The sequence below is a fragment of the Allobosea sp. 01N443 genome (assembly GCF_056399325.1).
Window position 1 is genome coordinate 1 of record NZ_JBFTRC010000050.1, and the last position, 18,767, is coordinate 18,767.

Below are 18,767 nucleotides of genomic sequence, written 5' to 3' on the forward strand. Positions count from 1 at the left end.
GCCGCGAATGACCTGGCCCCAGTCCGGATCGGCGAGTGCGATCTGGACGGCGAAACAGACGGCGATGACGCCCAGCAGCGTGATGATGAAGGCTTCGATCCAGCGAAAACCCTTGGTCTGCAGCCAGAGGATGACGAAGACATCGAGCGCGGTGATCAATACGCCGATTTCGAGCGGAATTCCGAAGAGCAGATTGAGGCCGATTGCCGTGCCGATGACCTCGGCGAGGTCGGTCGCGCAGATCGCCAGTTCCGCAAAGATCCAGAGCGGCCACGAAACCCAGCGCGGATAGGCATCACGGCAGGCCTGCGCAAGGTCCCTGCCTGTCGCGACCGCCAGCCGCGCGCAAAGCGACTGCAGGATGATCGCCATGATATTGGAGACGAGTGCGACGACCAGCAGCGCGTAGCCGAACTGCGCGCCGCCCGCGAGCGAGGTCGCCCAGTTGCCAGGGTCCATGTAGCCGACGGCCACCAGATAGCCCGGCCCGAGAAATGTGAGGAACTTGCGCCAGGGAGTGGCCTTGGCCGAAACCGGGATCGATCGAAAGACGTCCAGCAGCGACGGATCACCCCGCGGCCGTTGCCACCCGGCGGGGTGTGCCGCGTCCGCGACATCCTTCGACGTGCTCACGACATCGATCGTCATGCTCGACCCCGACCTGCAATTCATTTGCAAGAGCAGGATGACAGGTCGAGCAAAACCCGTCAATGCAGCTGCAACTCGGTTGCAATAAATGCCGCGACGAAAGTCTGCGGCTGTCGCCAAAGGTCGGCATTCTCCGGCCCGATGAATCGCCTGGAGCGCGTGATACCGGTATAAGCGCGATGTTCAGCCGATCGAGCGTTCGATCACGCGCATGACCGTGGTGCGCAATTCGGCGATGGTGAAGGGCTTCGTCATCACTTCCGAGACGATTGCCTCCAGGCTCTTGGCGCGCTCACGCTGCTCGGCATAGCCCGTCATCAGCATGATGGGCAGGTCCGGAAACTCCTGTTTGGCGGCGAGCGCGAGCGCGATCCCGTCCATCAGCGGCATGCGGATATCGGTGAGCAGGAGGTCGAAACGCCCCTTCTCGGCCATGAGAATCTCCAGCGCTTCGGCGCCGTCGCCCGCCATCATGCAGACATGTCCGTCAAGCGTGAGACCGCGCGCCACCAGGGCGCGCAGGCTTTCCTCATCGTCGACGACCAGAATACGTGACATCGTTCAGATACCTGGAAGGCCGGCCTGATCGGCAGTCTCGATGACGCCGACATAGGGCAGCTGTCGATAGGAATGTGCGACATCCATGCCGTAGCCGACAACGAAGTAATCGGGACAGTCGAAGCCGACATAATCGGCCTGGATGTTGACGGCGCGCTTGGCCGGCTTTTCCAGGAGCACCGCTGTGGAAACGCGCGATGCGCCACGGGCGGCCAGCAGGTCCTTGGCGAAGGCGAGGGTTCGGCCGGATTCGAGGATGTCGTCGACCAGCAGCACCTGACGGCCACGAACGTCGCTCTGCACGTCGCGCAGGATTTCGACCTGCCCGGAGGAAATGGTCGCAGCGCGATAGCTCGAGAGATGGACGAATTCGACCTGCGGCGTCATGCCGGCGCGATGCATGGCCCGGATGAGGTCGGCGACGAACATGAAACTGCCTTTGAGCACTGCGACGACCAGCAGGTCGGGCGGGTAGGCGGCAGCGATCTCGCGTGCCATTTCCTCGTTCCGCTTGGCGATCGCGGCCTCTTCGTAGAGCACCCGGATGCGTAGGGGCTGAGTCATCGTCGTCAGTGTCCTTTCGGGTCTCGCCGGATGCCGGCCGCCCGTTTGGCGCAGCACGCTGCGCAGTCTGGTTCCAATCGCAGGTTTATACGATCGCTTGCAGCGGGATAGTGCGGCGAGGTGAAGGCGCGGGCAACCTCGACCGTTGTCTGATCAGCGTGCGCTGGCGATCCCGGCCGACTTGGCGGCGGTAAAGCGCACCAGCACGGATTGCCCGGCCTCCGGCGGGGCCGCGAGCCGGGCTCGGAAACGGATGAGCTCGGAGGGTTCCAGGGTCGGGCGCGGCGGCTCCGTTGCCCAGGTATAGAGGGTCTGGCCAGCCGAATCGCGCACGGCGACCTCGATTTGCGGCACTTTGGCGACGGTCTTGGTGATGTTGGTGACATCGCCCTCGACCACCAGGAAGCGGCCTTGCGCGTCCTGCACGACCCCGCTCTCGATGCCCGTCAGGCTGAGGCCGCGCACGTTCACCGGCAGGCCGATCTTCTCGAAGACGACAGCGAGCTGGGGAGCGCCACGGACCGCCACGTCCCGTTTCCAGACAAGCAGCCCGAGCACGGCGAGACCGCCGATCGCGAGCGCCGGCGCRGCCATGGCTCGCATCCGGGTGCCCAGCGGCACGGGGGCGGCCTTTCGACCTGTGCGCGCAGAACGGCGACCGCGCGGCCTGGCTCCAGGGCGGCTTGGTTCATCGCCTTCGGCCAGGGCCGCGCGCTCGGCTGTGAGTGCGGACACCTGTTCCTCGATCTCGGCAGCGCGGCGCAGCTCTTCGTCGAGCAGCGCGGTCGTTTCCTCGCTGCTCGGCGCATCGGGAAATGTGACCGGCTGGGGCTCCGCCTCGACATGCCAGCGCGTCTCGCATTTGGCGCAACGCACCTTGCGCCCGGACGGGCCAAGTTTGGCCGCATCGAGTTCATATTGGCTGGAGCAGGACGGGCAGACGATCAGCATGGTTTGGCGAATGACTCTTTCGCAATGGCACCGGTACGCGCGGCTCAGGTGCCGCTGCAGATTTCTTCCCTGGCGCAGCGCGATTCAAGCTCTCGCGTGCGGCTCGTGGAGGTCTCGACCCATTGGAGGGATTTATGGTTAACGCCCCGTGAAGAACCTGTACTGCATGGTTTGAAGATCGGCCGGCTTTCCGCCGGCACCGGCTTGCGGTGTAGGATCGCGGTCGAGATTCGCAAGGGATGCCCGCGACTGCCGGGCTTGCTCCGAAGGGACGAGGGCTTGGTTCGGTTCGAGAATGTCGGTCTGCGTTACGGCATGGGCCCCGAGGTGCTGAAGGACATCAACTTCAGCATCGCGCCGCGCTCGTTCCAGTATCTGACCGGCCCGTCCGGCGCCGGCAAGACGACCCTGATCCGGCTCGTGCTAATGGCTCTGAAGCCGACGCGCGGGCTGGTGAACCTGTTCGGCCAGGATGTGTCGCGGCTGGATGCGACGACGCTCACGGCCTTCCGTCGCCGCATGGGGGTGGTGTTCCAGGATTTTCGCCTGCTCGATCACCTCACGGTCTACGAGAATGTCGCGTTGCCGCTGCGCGTGCTCGGCAAGGAAGAGACGAGCTACCGCGCGGAGGTCGTCGAACTGCTGCGCTGGGTCGGTCTCGGCGAGCGCATGCATGCCGTACCGACCATTCTCTCGGGCGGCGAGAAGCAGCGCGCCGCGATCGCGCGCGCCTTGATCGGGCGGCCGGAGTTGTTGCTGGCGGACGAGCCCACCGGGAATGTCGACCCGGCGCTCGGCCGGCGATTGCTGCGCCTGTTCATGGAATTGCAGTCGCTCGGGACCGCCGTCGTGATCGCAACCCACGATCTCGCGCTGATGGAGCTCTATGATGCTCCGCGCCTTGTCATTGCCGACGGCCATCTTCATGTCGACAGCTGACTTCGAGCAGGATGGGGAACCGCGTGAACGCGCGCTCCCACTCAATCTCCGACGGGACCAGCCGCTGGTTCCGGTCGATTCGGCTGCCGGCCGGGCGCTGGTCGCGGTGATCGCGATCCTGACCTTTCTCGCGGCCCTCAGTGCCGGCGCGGCGCTGCTCGCCGCACACGCCTCCGAGCAGTGGCGCGGTGCCGTCGCCAATGAGATGACGATCCAGATTCGGCCGGACACACGCCGCAATATCGAGAGCGACGTTGCGCGCGCGGTCGAGATGGCACGTGCCGTTGCCGGCGTCGACGAGGTGCGCGCCGTACCGAAGGCGGAGTCGGACAAGCTGCTCGAGCCCTGGCTGGGCGCGGGGCTCGATCTCGTCGAACTGCCCGTGCCGCGGCTGATCGTGTTGAAGCTGCGCAGCGGCAATTCGGCGGAAATCGCGGCTTTCAAGGAAACGCTGCGGCGCGACGTCCCGACCGCGAGCCTGGACGATCACCGCCTCTGGCTGCGCCGCCTCTCGACCATGGCCAACACCATCATCCTTGCCGGTGTCGTCGTCGTTCTGCTGGTCCTGACCGCCGCGGCGCTGGCCGTGGCCTTTGCGACGCGCGGAGCAATGGCCGGCAGCCGCGACAGCGTCGAGGTCTTGCATCTTGTCGGAGCTGATGATGACTTCATCGCGCGGGAATTCCAGGCGCGGTTCGTCAGGCTCGGGCTCAAGGGGGGCGCGGCTGGAGGGCTTGCTGCAATCGTGGCCATCGCCATTCTGGGCTGGCTCGCTTCCAGCTGGAGTTCGTCGCCGGGGTCAGAGCAGATTCAGGCCATGTTTGGTGCTTTCGAGATCGGCTGGTCGGGTTATGCCGCTGTGCTTCTGGTGGCGATGGTGGTGGCGGCGATATCCGGTCTCGTTTCGCGGTTTACCGTGCGCCATTATTTGCGGGTGCTGGGGTAGTGAAGTCTTAATCTCTGGGGCGGAGGACGACTTTTCACGTCGCCCTTATGCCCGATTGCCGGTTTAGCCTGGCAAGACATGGTGATGATGGGAATCAGACACGGACAGCTGCCGGTGAGGGGGGGGGACAACGCGATGTCGCCGACCGCGACGAGCAGGAGGAGCTCTGCAGGAGTCTGGGCATGGCGCCTGACCCTTGCCGTTGCTGCMCTGCTCGCGCTCGCGCTCGCCGGTGGTTATGCCGGTTTCATTGCCAGGATCGAACAGCGCGAGCCGACGGTCGCGCCGCGTACGGATGCGATCGTCGTCGTGACCGGCGGGGCCCAGCGCGTCGGCGATGCCATCGGCCTGCTCGGGGCCGAACGTGGGTCGCGCTTGCTGATCAGCGGTGTCAACGAGCGCACCGGCCGTGAGGAGCTTGCAAAGCTCAATCCCTCCGCGCGCGAGCTGCTCGGCTGTTGCGTCGATCTCGACTATCGCGCCCGCAACACCATCGGCAATGCCATCGAGGCACGCCGCTGGGTCCGCAGGCACGACTTCAAGTCACTGCTGCTGGTGACCTCCAATTATCATATGCCGCGGGCGCTGGCCGAGTTCAGCCACGCCATGCCAGGCGTTCGCGTCGTGCCGCACCCGGTGGTGACCGAGCATATCGATGCATCGAGCTGGTGGAACGAATGGCGCGTCGCCAGGGTGCTCGTCCCGGAATATGTGAAATACTTGGTGGCGCGGCTACGCAGCATGCTGGAGGACGATCCGGAAACATCGCGCCTGTCGGTGATCATCGGCGGGCGAAAGCCGGTCTCCTCCAAGCCTGCCAGCGTGCTCGGCCCCGAGAACGAAAAGCGCACGCGCCTGGGGGCGGAGGAGCGCGGCGCTTGACGTCGGCGAGCCGGCGCGCTCTTTGCGCGCCATGCTCGTGCTGCGCTCGCTCCTTTTCAACGTCCTGTTCTATCTGAACCTGATCCTGTGGCTGATTTTCGCGGCGTTGCCCGCGCTTGTCCTGCCGCGGCGCTATATGCTGTGGGTCGCCCTGACCTGGGCGCGCAGTGCGTTGTGGCTCATGCGGGTGACGGCTGGAACCCGCTATGAGATTAGCGGTCTCGAGAATATTCCGCAGGGCGGCATGATGGTGGCCGCGAAACACCAGTCGTTCTGGGAGACCTTTGCGCTCGTCACTATCTTCCAGGACCCGGTCTTCATCCTGAAGCGTGAACTGACCTGGATCCCGTTCTTCGGCTGGTGCCTGTGGAAGATGCGCATGATTCCGGTCAATCGTGGCGCGCGGGCACGGGCTCTCTCGCATGTGACCCGCCGCGCCAAGGTCGAGCTTGGCCAGAACGGCCGCCAGCTCCTGATCTTCCCGGAAGGAACGCGCCGTCCGGCCGGGGCGCCGCCGGCCTACAAGTTCGGCGTCGCACATCTCTATGCCGAGCTCGGCGTGCCCTGCGTGCCGGTCGCGCTCAACTCGGGGCTCTACTGGCCGCGCCGCAAATTCCTGCGCCGCCCTGGAACGATTCGCGTCGAGATCCTGCCGCCGATCCTGCCCGGCATGTCGAAGGAAGCTTTCCAGGCGCAGTTGCAGGATCGCATCGAGACTGCCAGCGACAAGCTGCTCGCCACGGGGCGCGGCGAACTCGCCAGGATCGGGCAGGACCCCCTCGCTTAGACGAGCCCCGGTGGCGCATTCCGCCCGCAAGGCGGGCCATGCTTGACAGGCGTTCAAATTTGTTCTCTTTTTGTTCGGAACAAAGGAGGAACAAATGCCTGTTCTCGCCCTTAAGCTAGACGAATGGAGCATCGAACCCGGTGCGGATGCGCGCGAAATRCCGCTGCGCAGCACCGCAGGGTTGGGCGAGCGTCGCTTCACCGCCTGGCGTGGTCGATCAGGGCGCCGCTATGTCGCCTCGGTCTTTTCGGTCACGGACGATCATGCTCTCGGCTTCAGCGATGCCGTGCTGCTCGCGGTATCCGAGGACCGGCAGATTATCGCGGCGCGCGAGAGCGGTCCCTTCGGGATTGAAGCTGCGCTGACGCGCTGGCGCCGGTCCGTCGTGCTTGCCGGGGCGAGCGAGATCCATATCCATCTGCTCGCCGAGGACGGCTTGAGTCGCCGGGCTGCATTGCTCGACCTGATGCCGCAGGTGTGAGGCTTAGAGCGGCGGGCGTGGCTCGGGCAGACCGGGTGCCAGCACATGAGCCAGATGGCTCAGGACCGGGTCGAAGATGCCCATCTTGCGCAGGTGATCATGCGTGCGCAGGACATAGTCGGGGTTCTCTCCGGAGCTTCCGCGGCCCTGGCGCACCAGTTTGAGTAATTCCTCGGCCGGCAGGCGGCCAGCATATTGCAGGTGTTTGCGGTCGGCCACATAGACCAGCGCCCGGATACGGCGGCCGTCCTCGAGCCTGACGGGCAGTTGGCGTTCGAGATAGACGGAGGTCGCCTGCTCGCGCTCGCGCAGATACGCGATGGTCCCGGCGGCATGGGGGGGCGCCACCCTGAAGGCGAGCCCTCGGCAAATGCCGCCACGATCGAGCCCAAGCACGAGGCCCGGCCGTTCCGGGGTGCCGCGATGGACATGCGAGAAGACGCAGAGCGAGCGATGATAGCCGTTGAGTCGGGCCGCCACGCTTTCCTCGAAGGCGAAGCCGGGGCGCCAGATCAACGAACCGTAGCCGAAGACCCACAGATCGTCAGAAGCTGCATTCGCTGTCATCGTTATCCCACAGTTTCGCCGTCAGAAGCTGCTTGACGAAGGAAGCGTTCGAATCGGCCGAGAGAATGGCGGGTCTGGCGCTTCCTGCGACCGGGAGCTAACAATCCGGCCGCTTTCGCGCAATGGATCGCTGCTGCATGACCGACCTCCCTTCCGAGCGCCGCCGAGGCCGCTTCTGGCTTTATGCGCCCTTCGCTCTGCTCGTGCTGCTGGCCTTGGCCTGGTCCGGCTTCTGGTTCGTCGTCAAAGGGCGGGTGGTCGAGGGGCTTGACCGCGTTGTTGCCCGCGAGGCGCAGATGGGCCGAACGTGGACATGCAGCGATCGCTCCGTCGCAGGCTTTCCCTTTCGGATCGAGGTCCGCTGCGCGGGGTTGACGCTGACCTCGTCGCGCTGGGGCGATACGGTCAAGGTCGAGACTGGCCCGAGTGTGGCGGTCGGACAGATCTATACGCCCGGCCTCGTCATCCTGGAGGTGAAGGGGCCGCTGCAGGCTGCCCTGCCTGAAGGCCGCAAACTTGATCTCGGCTGGAGTCAGCTCGAGGCCAGCCTGGCGTTGAAAGAGCGCGAGCCCGAGCGTTTCTCCATGGTGCTGGTCGAGCCGAATGCGACATTGACCGCGCCCGGCGCGAGCGACGAAACCTGGCGCGCCAATCAGCTGGACGTGCATCTGCGCCGAAACCCGGCGCGTTTTGCGACCGAGCAGGTGGCGGATCTTGCGCTGACAGCGAAAGGCTCGGTGCTGCCCGCGCTCGATGCGCTGCTCGGAACCACTGAACCTGGTGATGTCGAGATGCAGGCGAGTCTGACGCAATCGCTGGCGTTCAAGGCCGGGTTCAATCCCGATGCGCTCGAAGCCTGGCGTACCACCGGCGGGCAGATCGAACTGATGCGACTGCTGATGACAAAGGGGGCTGCCCGGCTCGAGGCGAGCGGGCGTCTGCTGCTCGACCAGACGCATCGCCTGTCCGGTCAGATCGATGCCGGTGTCGCCGGCATCGACCGGATTGGCGGCATAAAGCTCGGTGGTCTTGCCGCTGGTCTTGGCGGACTGCTTGGTGGCAAGCCGAGCGGCGGCACACCTGGGCTTACGCCTCTGCCGCCGGTCGTCCTGCGCGAGGGTCGGGTCTATCTCGGGCCGTTCCGGCTGCCCCTGCAGCCCCTGGCGCCGCTCTACTGAACAGAAAAGGGGGCGTCACCGCCCCCTTTTCGTATCGTGCTGCCGATGAATTCAGGTCTCAGTTCGCGGGCAGGGCGGCGCGCGGTGCTTCGATCCTGGTCAAGGCCTTCTTGACCGCTTCCTGCACCTTCTCAAACGCGCGAACCTCGATCTGCCGGACGCGTTCGCGCGAGACCCCGAATTCCTCGGAGAGTTGCTCTAGCGTGATCGGGTCATCGGCCAGGCGCCGAGCCTCGAAGATCCGGCGTTCGCGCGGATTGAGCACCGTCAGTGCTTCGCGCAGCGCCTGGTGGCGGTTGTCGCTTTCCTCGGAGTCGGCCAGGCGACGTTCCTGGCTTTCGCTGTCGTCGACGAGCCAGTCCTGCCATTCGCCCTCGCCATCCTCGCGCAACGGCGTGTTCAGCGACGCATCGCCGCCGAGGCGGCGGTTCATGTCGATGACGTCCTGCTCGTTGACGCCGAGCTTGGTCGCGATCGTCTTGACCTGATCCGGCTTGAGATCGCCCTCGCCAAGTGCCGAAATCTTGCTCTTCGCCTTGCGCAGGTTGAAGAACAGCTTCTTCTGGTTGGCGGTGGTGCCCATCTTCACCAGCGACCAGGAGCGCAGGATATATTCCTCCAGCATCGGGAACTTGCGAATTTCTTCGAGATAACGTGAAAGTCCGCCCTCCGCGGACATGACGGGCAGCGATGCAATCGCCATGCTCGTTTCTCCTTTCCTGGCTCCCGCTTCGCGGCAAGCCAACCGCGCGAACGACCCTCGCGCAGGTTTTGGATGATGTGCCTGAACCAACGCGCGAACCCTGTGAGGGTTCGTCGAGCCCGGCCCCATGCGGCGCCCCTTAAGCCATCCGCATCCAAGCCTCATTATATGCCAATGGAGCTTGGCGGAAAGTGGGCGAAGTGGCCAGATTAGCTCACAGGGCCGCGAGTTCCGCTTGCAGATTTGCAAAATCGGCAGGCGGAGGCGCTTCGAAATACATTTCCGCCTCCGTCACCGGATGGGCAAAGCCGAGTACCGTTGCATGCAGTGCCTGCCGGCCGAGGGCGGCCAGTGCATCGCGTGCGCCGTCAGGAAGGCGGCTTGCCTTGGTCATGTAGCCGGAGCCATAGAGCTGGTCGCCCAGCAAGGGATGACCGAGATGGCTCATATGGACGCGGATCTGATGCGTGCGACCAGTTTCCAGCCTGCACTCGATCAGGCTGGCCAGGGCTTCGGTTTCCTCCTGCCCGCGAAGCAGCGGCGGATAGCGCTCCAGAACGGTGAAGTGGGTGATTGCCTCGCGGCCGCGGCCTTCGGCAACGACCGCCATCTTCTCGCGATTGCGGTGTGAACGCTCGAGGGCGGCCTCGATCGTGCCATGCGGCCGGCGCGGCGTACCCCAGACCAGCGCGAGATAGGCGCGCTCCAGCGGCCCGGTGCGGCCATGGTCGGCAAACTGCTTGGCAAGCCCCTGATGGGCCTTGTCGGTCTTGGCCACGACGAGAAGCCCGCTGGTATCCTTGTCGAGCCGATGCACGATGCCGGGTCGCCTGACGCCACCAATGCCGGAGAGGCTGTCTCCGCAATGAGCGATCAGCGCATTGACCAAAGTACCGTCCTCATGTCCCCCCGCGGGATGAACGACGAGGCCGGCCGGCTTGTTGATCACGATCAGAGCATCGTCCTCATAGACGACCTCGAGCGGGATCGATTGGCCCAGGGGCGCGGGCGGCCTGGCCGCAGGCATGACCAGGGTCAGGACGTCGCCGGCGGCGACCTTCCGGCTCGGATCGCCTGCGATCGCGCCGTTGAGGCTCACACCACCCTCCCGGATGACCTGCTGCAGGCGGGCGCGTGAGATTTCGCCGGCAAGCATGGCGAGCGCCTTGTCGAGGCGCATTCCTGCCTGCTCCGGAGCGACATGCAGGCTGACGCCCTCTGCGTTGTCCGGGGAGGTCGATAGTGGGGCAGTAGGTTCGGTGTTCATGCAGACCGCTATAAGGGGCGGGAGGGAGACCCGCACCCCTTTTCGCGCGATCGCCCGTGCAGACGAGGCGAGCGCGCTGGCCGGCGCGCTCGCCGGTCAGCCGAAGAGGCGGAACTTTGCCTTGGCGGCCGTGGCCGGTTGAACGTCTTCGGGGCCCGGGTCGTCCGGTGCGTGCGATACCGGGAAGATCACCGGGGAGGGGCGATGATCGCGGACCGAGGCTGAGGTCGCAGGAGCCACTGTCGCCTCGGCGACCGGAGTTGGGAGCTTGGCCGCGACGGCCGGTTCACCCTTGGCGACAGGCTCGGTCGCAGGCTTCTCGTCCCCTGCAGGCTTCGCGGGCTCGATTTTCGCCGGCTCGGGTGCGACGAGCGTTGCCTGCTCGATCACCGGTTTGGCGGTCTCGACGGGTGCCATCGTCTCGGCACGCCCTTCCAGCAGCGGTGCGGAATCGTCGAGATCGGCCAGCACATCGTCGATCGCCGGCGCCTGGCTGACGAGTGTCGCCGGAGGAACCGTCCAGACGAAGGCATCGAGGCGCCCGGAAATCGGCGAGACGGGCAGCCAATGGTCAGAGACCAGCCCGTCCGCGACCCAGGCTGCGTCACGCGGCGCGCGCGTGGCGCGCGAGAGCCATTCGCGAACCCGGCCGGCCGAACCATGTTCGGCCTCTTCGAGTTCGGCCATGAGCAGGCAGACGCGGACGGACGCACCGCCGGCCAGCAGCGGCTTCAGCGCCTGGCGGGCCTTGGCGAAATCACGGGCATGGATCGCCGCGCCGGCCAGAGCCAGCACGCCTTCCGGATCGGCCGGACGCAGCCTTACGAGCGTTTCGGCCCGTGCGAGCCGGTCCTGCGCGCTGTCACCGGGGCGCACATCGAGATAAGCGGCGGCGATGTCGGGATGCGGGACCTCGCGCCAGGCGGCTTCGAGCAGCTTGGCGGCCTTTCGGATATCGCCGCGCTCGGCGAGCATGCGCCCTGCAAGGGCAGCTGCCGGCGTGAGGCCTGGGGCGAGTTTTGTCGCTTCCAGGGCGGCGGCCAAGGCCTTCTCCGGTTCGCTGCCCTTCGCGTCGAGGGCTTCCGCCGCCAGCAGCACAGCGCGCTGGCGCTTGGCATCCGCCTTTTCGGCGAGACGCAGGGCGGCGCGGCGTTCGACGGCTGTGCGCGCTGCTTGCCAGTCTCCGGCGCTGGTGTGGAAATCGAGCAGGGCGTCATTGGCCCAGGCAAGCGAGGGGGAGCGCCGCACGGCGTCGTCCGCGAAGGCGCGCGCAGCCGTCATGTCGCCACGGCGACGGGCCTCGACGAAGAGACCGCGCAGGCCGAGCACGCGAGTTTCCGGCTTGTCGAGCATGGCCTTGAAGGCGGCTTCCGCCCGGCCCCTGTCACCCGAGAGCTGGGCCGTCTGTGCTTCGAGCAGCAGGGTCAGCGGCTCGTTGCCGGAAAACTTGCKGGCGTCGACGGCGTAGCGGCCGGCAGCCACTGGATCACCCGCACCGATTGCGACCATGCCACGGGAGACGGCCTCGAAGCCGCGGGCCCGACGTCGCGCTCGCGAGGCGAAGCTGAAGGCCGAGGGCAGGCCCAGAACGAAGCGCACCGCGGCCCATCCGAGCATGGCGAGGAAGGCCAGGATGATGACGCCGATTGCCGCGATCGCGACGCTCGTCTCGATGCGGTAGCCCTGCCAGAGGACCGAGACCTCGCCGGGGCGGTCGGCCAGCCAGACGGCACCAGCCGCGAGGCAGGCAATGACAAAGAGATAGAGCAGCACGCGAACCATTGAACGCTATCCTCCGTCAGCCACCCGCGCCGAGCGCGGCAACCGCATCCTGTGCAATCCTGCCGATCGCGGCGTCAGCGGCAGCGCGCCTCTGCAAACTGGTGCCGAACTCGGCACTGTCCCGCCGCGCCGGCTCGGGCAATTGAGCCCAGAGGCCGGCGGCCTTGCCGAATTCGTTATGCGCAAGCGCATTCTCCAGGCGGATCACCAGCGTTGCAGGGTCGTTTGCGCCGGTATCTCCGACCGGGCGAATGGTGACGACCTTGCTGGCGAGCCCAAGCAGGCGATCCTGCCAATCCTTGGCGGCCGGCGTCATTTCGCGATCGAACATGGCGCGATGAACCCGGAATTGCGCCAGCAGCGCATCCTGCGTCGGTGCGCCGGTTGTGGCGACGGCGGAGAGCGCGGCCAGTTGTTCGGCCGAGCCGCCGCCCTTGCCGAGAGCCGCGATATCGGCCGCGAAGGGCCTGCCGGCAGAAAGCGCGCCCTGGATGCGTTCGGCGAGCACGATGCGCGCGGCGGCAAATGCCTGCGGGCTCGGCGAGGCCGCGGACTTGGCCAGCGTCTCGACGGTGCCGAGGCGTTGCGTCAGCCCGGCGATGGCGGAGCTGTTCTCGGCCGTGGCCGGGGCGGGAGCGTTTGCGAGTTCCGCCAGCCGTGCTGCGGCGGTCTTTGCTTCCGCGGCGGCAGTGGCGGCAGCTTCCGATGTCGCGCTGACCCGGCGATCGAGCGCCTCCAGCGCTGCGCGCTGGGGCAGGCTTGTGACAGCACTTTGCAGATTGGTCGTCGTGCGCTGCAGGGTCTCTATGCGCCCCTTCAGTTCGGCGATCTGCTGTTCGCTGGTATCGGGCGTCGAGCGGGAACCGACCAGTGTCATGAGACCCGCCCCAAGGATGCCGCCGATCAGGCCGGTGGCGGCCAGAGCAGCCCATGGCAGCCGCGGAGGGGGAGACGGCTCGCCTGAAACGGGCGGCGCAGGCTCAGATGGAGCCAAGCCAACGGGCTCAGGCGCCGGAGATGTGATTCCGGGTGTGAATTCACTGGGTTGCGTGGCTGCGGGGGGAGGCTGGTCCGTCTCTGCCGAAGCAGCTTCTGGTGTCGTGGTCACTGCCGCCTCTACCCTACCGTCGATGGTCGGGGGAGTTCGCCGCTGGCGTCCGCGCGGCGTGGCTGTCTGCGGCTCGCTCATCGCATCCTTGTCCGTCTCGACGCCGGCCGGCGCGGCCACGGCCTGTCTAACATCCCCTGCGCGACGATTGCGAGCGGTCACTTGATCCAGCGCGGCCAGCAGGGCCGCCTCTTCGGGGTATTCCGCAACCAGAACCGTGCTGGCGCCTGCTGCGATCAAGGGGGCCGCAACCTCCGCCGAAAGCGTGACATGCGTCAGTTCCAGCGCCTGTTCACTGAGAGCGGAGGCGCGTGTCAGGGCGAGGAAGGTCTGGGCGCCTCGTGGTGAATAGTGAAGTGCGGCTTCGGCGCGCCCATCCCGCAGGCTGGCGGCCGCCACTTCGGGCAGGCTGGGCTTGGCCTCGGCCGCATAGGCCGTCCAGTTCGCGATCTCGTAGCCAGCCTTGCCCAGGCGCTCCGCGATATCGTCATGGCGGTCCCGGCCAGCGACCAGAAGCAGGCGTGCCGGCGTGGGGATGTTGCGCTGGACCAGAGCGATCAGGTCGTTGCGGTCGCCATCGGCACTGCGGGCATCCTCGAAACCGGCGTCGCGCATCTTCGCGGCCGTCCGCGCCCCGACGGTGAAGACCGGCAGGTCCCGCCAGGCGGATGGGGCATCGGCGAGGGCCGTCACAGCATTGCCGCTGGTCAGGATCAACGCCGCGAATGTGCCCTTGGGTACCGGTTCGGCGAGGCGGACCACATCGAAAAGCGGCGCCACGATCGGCTCATGTCCATGGGCGGCGAGCGCGCGAGCGCTGCGTTCGGCATCCGCCTGCGGTCTGAACACGAATACGCGCATGCGCCCTCCTGTCGCGTCGTTGGCGTTCATGGAACACCCGGCCTCATGAGTAGATCCCCGCCGGAGCCCTGGCGCGCAAGGCGCGTCCGAGTTCGGCGCCACGTTCCGCGGCCTCGCTGACGGGACCGCTGCAGCTATCTTCGGCCATCGCCCTGCCGTCGGGCGAGAGCAGCAGCCCGCGCAAATGGAAGCGGTCGCCCTCGACGGTGGCATGACCGGCGATCGGTGTCCGGCAGGAACCGTCGAGCTCGGTCAGGAAGGCACGTTCGGCGGCGAGTGCGATGCCGGTGTCACGGCAAAGGATCGGCTGGACAGCTTCCGTGCTTGCGGTGTCACCGATGCGAACCGCAACAGCGATCGCACCCTGGCCGACGGCCGGAAGCGATTCCTCGATGGAAAGGATGCCGCTTGCCTTGTCGGCGAGCCCGAGCCGCTTCAGCCCGGCGATGGCGAGCAGGGTCGCGTCGATCTCTCCACTCGCCACCTTCTCCAGCCGCCTTGCGACATTGCCGCGCAGCAGGACGATCTCGAGATCGGGCCGGGCGCGCCTCAGCATGGCCTGGCGGCGCAGCGAGGCCGAACCAACGACCGCGCCCTGCGGCAGGTCCGCAACGCGGGAAATGCCGCGTGCGATCAACGCGTCGCGCACATCCTCGCGGGGGAGATAGCCAGCGATGGTGAGGCCGTCGGGCAATTTGGTGGGAAGATCCTTGGCGGAGTGGACAGCGTAGTCGATCCGGCCCTCGATCTGAGCCTGGTCGATCTCCTTGGTGAACAGACCCTTTCCGCCGGCCTCCGAGAGGGGGCGATCGCGAATGGAGTCACCCGTCGTGACGATGATTTCGAGCGGCAGCTCGTCCTTTGCCCAGCCATGAGCCTCGGCGAGGCGGCGCGCGAACTCATTGGCCTGCGCCAACGCCAGGGGGCTGCCGCGCGTGCCGATGACAAAGCGGCCGACCTGGCGTCCGCGAACCGAAGCTGCGATCTCATTCATTCTCTTTGCGTCTTCCTGATGCCGGCCGCTGGCCGGCGAACTCCACGGCCTCTTGGCCTTATGCTCCGTGGCGCACTATACGAGGGAATCCCCGGCGCGAAACCGTCGGAGCTCCGCCCGCCTCTCCTTGTGGCCTGTTCCGGCCGAAACCTGTCCGAGATTTGTCGATCGATCATGCGCGTTCTGGGGATAGAGACGACTTGTGACGAGACCGCGGCTGCAATCGTTGGCGTCGATCGCGCCGGCGAGGCCAAAATCCTGTCCAACGAGATCCTGAGTCAGATCGCCGCACATGCGGCTTATGGTGGCGTGGTGCCGGAGATCGCGGCGCGCGCGCATGTCGAGGCCATCGACCGCATCGTCGCTCGCGCCTTCGCGAATGCCGGACTCAAGCCCTCCGAGATCGACGCGGTCGCTGCTGCTGCCGGGCCGGGTCTGGTTGGCGGCGTCATGGTCGGGCTGACCACGGCGAAGGCGATCGCGCTGGTAACCGGCCGCCCCTTCATTGCGGTGAACCATCTCGAAGCGCATGCGCTGACGGCGCGGCTGACCGACGACGTTGCCTTTCCCTATCTGCTGCTGCTGGTCTCGGGCGGGCATACGCAGCTCCTGGCGGTGCGCGGCGTCGGCGATTATCTGCGCCTGGGCGGAACCATCGACGACGCGGTCGGCGAGGCTTTTGACAAGATCGCAAAGATGCTCGGTCTGGCCTATCCGGGCGGCCCCTCGGTCGAGCGGGAAGCCGAGAAGGGCGATCCCGAACGCTTCGAGTTTCCGCGGCCGATGGCTGGGCGCCCCAATCCCGATTTCTCGCTTTCCGGCCTCAAGACCGCGGTCAGGCTGGTGGCCGAACGCATTGCGCCGCTCTCCGACCGCGACGTCGCCGATCTCTGCGCCTCCTTCCAGGCAGCGGTCGTCGACGTGCTGGTCGACCGCACGCGAGCGGGCCTGCGCGCCTGCCGTGGGGCCGGGATCATGCCCACGGCCTTGGTGGTCGCCGGTGGCGTTGCCGCCAACCAGCCGATCCGGCGCGGACTGACCCGCTTTGCGACCGAGGCCGGCCTGCCGATGGTCGCGCCGCCGGTCGCGCTTTGCGGCGACAATGGCGCGATGATCGCTTGGGCTGGGCTTGAGAGGCTGAGGCTCGGGCTTGTCGACGACATGAGCGCGGTTGCCCGGCCACGCTGGCCGCTGGACGAGTTCAAGGCCAAAGCGTGATCCGTGAGCGACGTGAGCGCGCCGAGATGAGCAAGGCCTTCGAGACAATCGGCGTCGTAGGCGGCGGCTCCTTCGGTGCCGCACTGGCTCTGGCCGCGGCGCGGGCCGGGCGAAACGTGCTGCTCTGGGCCCGTGATCCCGAGGCCATCGCGGCCATGCGGGAGCGTCGAGAGGTGCCGCGCCTGCCCGGCGCGACGTTGCCTGCCGCCGTATCGCCGGTTGCCGAGCTTGCCGCGCTTGCCGATGCACAGGCGCTGATCCTCGCGGTTCCGACCCAGGCGCTGCGACAGGTCTGCACCGCGCTCGCGCAAGCCTTGCCGGATGGCGTGCCGACGATCTCGGCGGCCAAGGGCATCGAGCAGAAGAGCGGCTTGTTCACGACGCAAATCATCGCCGAGCTTTGGCCCGGTGCGGTCCCGGCCATCCTGTCCGGTCCGAGCTTTGCCGCCGATATCGCACGCGGGTTACCGACGGCTCTGACACTGGCAGCGCGCGAGGCGGATCTGGCGCAGGATCTGGCCGAGGCGCTGAGTTCTGCCTCCTTTCGCATCTATCACGGCGTCGACATCCGTGGCGTCGAGATCGGCGGAGCCGCGAAGAACGTGCTGGCGATCGCAGCGGGGATCGCGATCGGGCTCGGCTATGGCGAGAGCGCCCGTGCCGCGCTGGTGGCGCGTGGCTTTGCCGAACTCAGGCGCTTCGGCGAGGCTTTTGGTGCGCAGCCGGAAACGTTGATGGGGCTTTCGGGGTTGGGCGATGTCGTGCTCTCCTGCGCGTCCGCACAGTCACGCAATTTCGCCTATGGGTTGGCGCTCGGCCAGGGCAAGACACCGGCCGAGGCCGCTGGAGGCAAACTGGCCGAGGGCGCCTTCACGACGTCGGTCCTGGCAGAGATGGCGCAGGCACGCGGCATCGAGACGCCCATCGCCGAGGCCGTTGCGGCCATTATCGCCGAACGCATCGGCGTTCGCGAAGCGGTCACGGGATTGCTGGCGCGACCGGTCCGGGCGGAGAACTGAGTTGGCGCGAAAGCCTCTGCGACGCGCGGCCATGGCGGTGAGTGCAGGTCTCGTGCTTGCCCTGGGGCTGGAGTTCCTGCAGATCGCCCGAACGGTTCCTGAACTCGCGGCTCCCGACGAACAGGCGACCCGCGTCCTCATCGAGAAGGCCGCACGTCAGCTGACCTTGGAACGGGATGGCCGCGTCCTGGCCCGCTATTCGGTGGCGCTGGGTTCGAGTCCGGTCGGTGATAAGGTGAAGGAGGGCGACGGCCGGACTCCGGAAGGCGTCTACGACATTGATTTCAAGCACCCGCGCAGCCGCTATCACCTCGCGCTTCGCATCTCCTATCCTGATCGCCTGGATCGTGAGGACGCCGAGCGCGCAGGTTTTGCCCCGGGTGGCGACATCATGATCCACGGCATTCGCAACGGGCTTGGCTGGCTGGGCCGGCTGCACCTCAGCCGCGACTGGACGGATGGCTGCATTGCGGTCACCAATGCCGAGATTCGCGGGATCTGGGCTCGCGTTGCGCAAGGGACCCGGGTCGAGATCCGGCCGTAACGCAGTGACGTAGCAGAGGCAGCAATGGCAGGCGACTGGTCGGATCTGAGCAAGCGGGTGGCGCGCGGCGTCGCTGAGGTACGGAAGACCACCGGCTCGGAGCTGGTTGCCGAGAGCATGCCGGTGGCGTTGGCCGGGCGTGTGCCGGCCGGACCGGTGATCCAGCATCGACGGCGGCGCGGCGACGACACCCACCGCTTCGTGCTGATTCTGCCCTTCGGCGAGGGCGAGGTCAGGGTCGAACTCGGCCCGCAGGATTATGCCGCGCTGACACGCGAGATGGTGCGATTCTGGAACGAACAGGGCGAGGCCGCGCTGCGTCCGCCTGCTCCGACGAAAGAGGATGACGTCTGATGGCTCACTGGCTGGYCAAATCCGAACCATCGGTCTGGTCCTGGGATGACCAGGTCAAGGCGGGCGCCAAGGGCACGCATTGGGATGGCGTGAAGAATCATACGGCCAAGCTCAACCTGATGGCGATGAAGCTCGGCGACCAGGTCTTCTTCTACCACTCGAACGAGGGGCTCGAGGTCGTGGGCATCGTCGAGGTCATCAAGGAGCACTATATCGCGAACCCAGGCGAGCCCTGGGTCTATGTCGACTTCAAGGCGGTGAAGCCGCTGCCGAAGCCTGTGACCCTTGCTCAGGTGAAGGCAACGCCGGAACTCGCCAAGATGGCGCTGGTCACGTCCTTCCGCCTGTCCGTGCAGCCGGTGACCGACKATGAATGGGCACTGGTCTGCAAGATGGGCGGGCTCTGAAGGATTGAC

The 18,767-nt window shown here is 66.5% G+C and carries 21 protein-coding genes; 11 read left to right on the plus strand and 10 right to left on the minus strand.

What is annotated here, in order from left to right; all coding sequences use genetic code 11:
* From AC1DRP_RS14770 to AC1DRP_RS14785, 4 genes are all read right to left on the minus strand, one after another.
* Positions 1–648 (minus strand): Nramp family divalent metal transporter (locus AC1DRP_RS14770; protein ID WP_476768840.1); only part of this gene is annotated, 648 nt, incomplete at its 3' end.
* A 183-nt stretch (positions 649–831) separates the two neighbouring features.
* Entirely contained in the window at positions 832–1,206 is a 375-nt protein-coding gene (locus tag AC1DRP_RS14775; protein ID WP_441505644.1) for a response regulator, read from the minus strand.
* A 3-nt stretch (positions 1,207–1,209) separates the two neighbouring features.
* On the minus strand, positions 1,210–1,770 hold the full coding sequence (gene hpt / locus AC1DRP_RS14780) for a hypoxanthine phosphoribosyltransferase (protein WP_069882402.1): 561 nt from the start codon (positions 1,768–1,770) through the stop codon (positions 1,210–1,212).
* A gap of 153 nt (positions 1,771–1,923) precedes the next feature.
* Positions 1,924–2,721, minus strand: a complete 798-nt coding sequence (locus AC1DRP_RS14785; protein WP_441492205.1) for a zinc-ribbon domain-containing protein — start codon at positions 2,719–2,721, stop codon at positions 1,924–1,926.
* A 279-nt stretch (positions 2,722–3,000) separates the two neighbouring features.
* Between AC1DRP_RS14785 and ftsE the strand changes: the two genes are divergently transcribed.
* The 5 genes from ftsE to AC1DRP_RS14810 all read left to right on the plus strand — a co-directional run bounded on the left by ftsE (position 3,001) and on the right by AC1DRP_RS14810 (position 6,756).
* Positions 3,001–3,660: a cell division ATP-binding protein FtsE gene (gene ftsE / locus AC1DRP_RS14790; RefSeq protein ID WP_274533614.1), complete on the plus strand. Its 660-nt coding sequence runs from the start codon at positions 3,001–3,003 to the stop codon at positions 3,658–3,660.
* The gene (locus AC1DRP_RS14795) at positions 3,647–4,606 is read left to right on the plus strand and encodes a cell division protein FtsX (RefSeq protein WP_441492204.1); all 960 of its coding nucleotides are present in this window, start codon (positions 3,647–3,649) and stop codon (positions 4,604–4,606) included. The genes ftsE and AC1DRP_RS14795 overlap by 14 nt, the downstream gene beginning before the upstream one ends.
* 135 nt (positions 4,607–4,741) lie before the next feature.
* Positions 4,742–5,488 carry a YdcF family protein gene (locus AC1DRP_RS14800; protein WP_441492203.1) on the plus strand — a complete coding sequence of 249 codons (747 nt, stop codon included), beginning with the start codon at positions 4,742–4,744 and terminating at the stop codon, positions 5,486–5,488.
* A 31-nt stretch (positions 5,489–5,519) separates the two neighbouring features.
* Positions 5,520–6,275 carry a lysophospholipid acyltransferase family protein gene (locus tag AC1DRP_RS14805; protein WP_441505810.1) on the plus strand — a complete coding sequence of 252 codons (756 nt, stop codon included), beginning with the start codon at positions 5,520–5,522 and terminating at the stop codon, positions 6,273–6,275.
* A gap of 94 nt (positions 6,276–6,369) precedes the next feature.
* Positions 6,370–6,756, plus strand: coding sequence for a hypothetical protein (locus AC1DRP_RS14810; protein ID WP_476768841.1), 387 nt, complete (start codon positions 6,370–6,372; stop codon positions 6,754–6,756).
* Positions 6,757–6,759: 3 nt separating this feature from the next.
* Here the strand turns inward: AC1DRP_RS14810 and AC1DRP_RS14815 are convergent, their stop codons facing one another.
* Positions 6,760–7,323, minus strand: a complete 564-nt coding sequence (locus AC1DRP_RS14815; protein WP_441505643.1) for a gamma-glutamylcyclotransferase — start codon at positions 7,321–7,323, stop codon at positions 6,760–6,762.
* A 137-nt stretch (positions 7,324–7,460) separates the two neighbouring features.
* On the opposite strand from AC1DRP_RS14815, the gene AC1DRP_RS14820 reads away from it, so the two are divergent.
* Positions 7,461–8,501 (plus strand): DUF2125 domain-containing protein, encoded by a 1,041-nt coding sequence (locus tag AC1DRP_RS14820; protein ID WP_441505642.1) that lies wholly within the window; start codon positions 7,461–7,463, stop codon positions 8,499–8,501.
* A 58-nt stretch (positions 8,502–8,559) separates the two neighbouring features.
* On the opposite strand, the gene AC1DRP_RS14825 is transcribed toward AC1DRP_RS14820, so the two are convergent.
* The 5 genes from AC1DRP_RS14825 to hemC form a co-directional block, all read right to left on the minus strand.
* The gene (locus AC1DRP_RS14825) at positions 8,560–9,204 is read right to left on the minus strand and encodes a sigma-70 family RNA polymerase sigma factor (RefSeq protein ID WP_476768842.1); all 645 of its coding nucleotides are present in this window, start codon (positions 9,202–9,204) and stop codon (positions 8,560–8,562) included.
* A gap of 214 nt (positions 9,205–9,418) precedes the next feature.
* A complete protein-coding gene (locus AC1DRP_RS14830) occupies positions 9,419–10,471 on the minus strand; it encodes an RluA family pseudouridine synthase (protein ID WP_476768843.1) in 1,053 nt (350 codons plus the stop codon).
* 96 nt (positions 10,472–10,567) lie between these two features.
* Positions 10,568–12,253: a heme biosynthesis HemY N-terminal domain-containing protein gene (locus AC1DRP_RS14835; protein ID WP_476768844.1), complete on the minus strand. Its 1,686-nt coding sequence runs from the start codon at positions 12,251–12,253 to the stop codon at positions 10,568–10,570.
* A gap of 16 nt (positions 12,254–12,269) precedes the next feature.
* Positions 12,270–14,222 carry a uroporphyrinogen-III synthase gene (locus tag AC1DRP_RS14840; protein WP_441505639.1) on the minus strand — a complete coding sequence of 651 codons (1,953 nt, stop codon included), beginning with the start codon at positions 14,220–14,222 and terminating at the stop codon, positions 12,270–12,272.
* A 43-nt stretch (positions 14,223–14,265) separates the two neighbouring features.
* Positions 14,266–15,216 carry a hydroxymethylbilane synthase gene (gene hemC / locus AC1DRP_RS14845; RefSeq protein ID WP_476768845.1) on the minus strand — a complete coding sequence of 317 codons (951 nt, stop codon included), beginning with the start codon at positions 15,214–15,216 and terminating at the stop codon, positions 14,266–14,268.
* Positions 15,217–15,390: 174 nt separating this feature from the next.
* On the opposite strand from hemC, the gene tsaD reads away from it, so the two are divergent.
* Genes tsaD through AC1DRP_RS14870 form a run of 5 tightly spaced genes read left to right on the plus strand, consistent with a single transcriptional unit; the run spans position 15,391 to position 18,758 of the window.
* The gene (tsaD, locus tag AC1DRP_RS14850; protein WP_441505637.1) at positions 15,391–16,434 is read left to right on the plus strand and encodes a tRNA (adenosine(37)-N6)-threonylcarbamoyltransferase complex transferase subunit TsaD; all 1,044 of its coding nucleotides are present in this window, start codon (positions 15,391–15,393) and stop codon (positions 16,432–16,434) included.
* A gap of 26 nt (positions 16,435–16,460) precedes the next feature.
* Positions 16,461–17,453, plus strand: coding sequence for an NAD(P)H-dependent glycerol-3-phosphate dehydrogenase (locus AC1DRP_RS14855; protein ID WP_441492195.1), 993 nt, complete (start codon positions 16,461–16,463; stop codon positions 17,451–17,453).
* A 1-nt stretch (position 17,454) separates the two neighbouring features.
* Positions 17,455–17,997: a L,D-transpeptidase family protein gene (locus AC1DRP_RS14860; protein WP_476768846.1), complete on the plus strand. Its 543-nt coding sequence runs from the start codon at positions 17,455–17,457 to the stop codon at positions 17,995–17,997.
* Positions 17,998–18,021: 24 nt separating this feature from the next.
* Positions 18,022–18,351, plus strand: a complete 330-nt coding sequence (locus AC1DRP_RS14865; RefSeq protein WP_069878906.1) for a hypothetical protein — start codon at positions 18,022–18,024, stop codon at positions 18,349–18,351.
* A complete protein-coding gene (locus AC1DRP_RS14870; RefSeq protein WP_476768847.1) occupies positions 18,351–18,758 on the plus strand; it encodes an EVE domain-containing protein in 408 nt (135 codons plus the stop codon). The genes AC1DRP_RS14865 and AC1DRP_RS14870 overlap by 1 nt, the downstream gene beginning before the upstream one ends.
* Positions 18,759–18,767: the final 9 nt, after the last annotated feature.